1 protein-coding gene is annotated in these 1,448 nt (G+C 62.1%); it reads right to left on the bottom strand.

Annotation, left to right across the window (positions count from 1 at the left end):
• The coding region (ahcY, locus tag EIL87_RS22930; RefSeq protein WP_125092677.1) for an adenosylhomocysteinase at positions 1-1,448 on the bottom strand (1,448 nt) is incomplete at its 5' end.

The raw sequence follows: 1,448 nt of genomic DNA, 5'->3' as shown, positions 1-1,448 counted from the left end.
TCAGTAGCGGTAGTGCTCGGGCTTGTAGGGGCCGTCGACGTCGACGCCGATGTACTCGGCCTGGGCCTTGGTCAGCTTGGTCAGCTTCACACCCAGCGCGTCCAGGTGCAGCCGCGCGACCTTCTCGTCGAGGTGCTTGGGCAGCACGTAGACGTCCTTGGCGTACTCACCCGGCTTGGTGAACAGCTCGATCTGCGCGATCGTCTGGTTGGTGAAGCTGTTGGACATCACGAAGCTCGGGTGCCCCGTGGCGTTGCCCAGGTTCAGCAAACGACCCTCCGACAACACGATGATGCTGTGCCCGTCGGTGAAGGTGAACTCGTGCACCTGCGGCTTGATCTCCTGCTTCTTGATCCCAGGAGTCTTCTCCAACCCGGCCATGTCGATCTCGTTGTCGAAGTGACCGATGTTGCCCACGATGGCCTGGTGCTTCATCTTCGCCATGTGATCAGCGGTGATGATGTCGAAGTTACCCGTGGTGGTGATGAAGATGTCGGCGTACTCCACCACCTCGTCCAAGGTCTTGACCTCGTAACCCTCCATCGCCGCCTGCAGCGCGCAAATCGGGTCGATCTCGGTCACGATCACCCGGGCACCCTGACCCCGCAGCGACTCGGCCGAACCCTTGCCCACATCACCAAAACCGCACACCACGGCCACCTTGCCACCGATCAGCACATCCGTGGCCCGGTTGATGCCATCCACCAACGAGTGCCGGCAACCGTACTTGTTGTCGAACTTCGACTTGGTCACCGAGTCGTTGACGTTGATCGCCGGGAACAACAGATCACCCGACTTCACCAACTCGTAGAGCTTGTGCACACCGGTCGTGGTCTCCTCGGTGACACCCTTGATCTCACCAGCCAGCTTCGTGAACCGCTGCTTGTCGCTCGACACCGACTTGCGCAGCGTCTCCAGAACGACCTTGTACTCCTCCGGGTCGTCCTCACCCGGCTGCGGCACCGCACCCGCAGCCTCGAACTCCACACCCTTGTGCACCAGCAGCGTCGCGTCACCACCGTCATCAAGGATCATGTTCGCCGAACGACCACCACCGAAGTCCCACAGCTGATCGGTGCACCACCAGTAGTCCGCCAGGGTCTCACCCTTCCACGCGAACACCGGCACACCCGCCGGCTTGTCCGGCGTACCCTCCGGACCCACCACCACAGCCGCAGCAGCCTCGTCCTGCGTGGAGAAGATGTTGCACGACACCCACCGGACCTCAGCACCCAACTCCACCAAGGTCTCGATCAACACCGCGGTCTGCACCGTCATGTGCAACGAACCCGCGATCCGAGCACCCTTCAACGGCTTGCTGTCCGCGTACTCCTTCCGCGTGGCCATCAAACCCGGCATCTCGTGCTCGGCCAACCGGATCTGATGCCGACCGGACTCAGCCAGCCCCAGGTCCTTCACGGCGAACTCCAGGCCGTTGACCTTCTGCA

Source organism: Saccharopolyspora rhizosphaerae (assembly GCF_003931915.1).
Classification (GTDB): domain Bacteria; phylum Actinomycetota; class Actinomycetes; order Mycobacteriales; family Pseudonocardiaceae; genus Saccharopolyspora; species Saccharopolyspora rhizosphaerae.
Note: the sequence above shows the minus strand (reverse complement) of the source record. Positions and strands in the feature narration are given on the sequence as shown.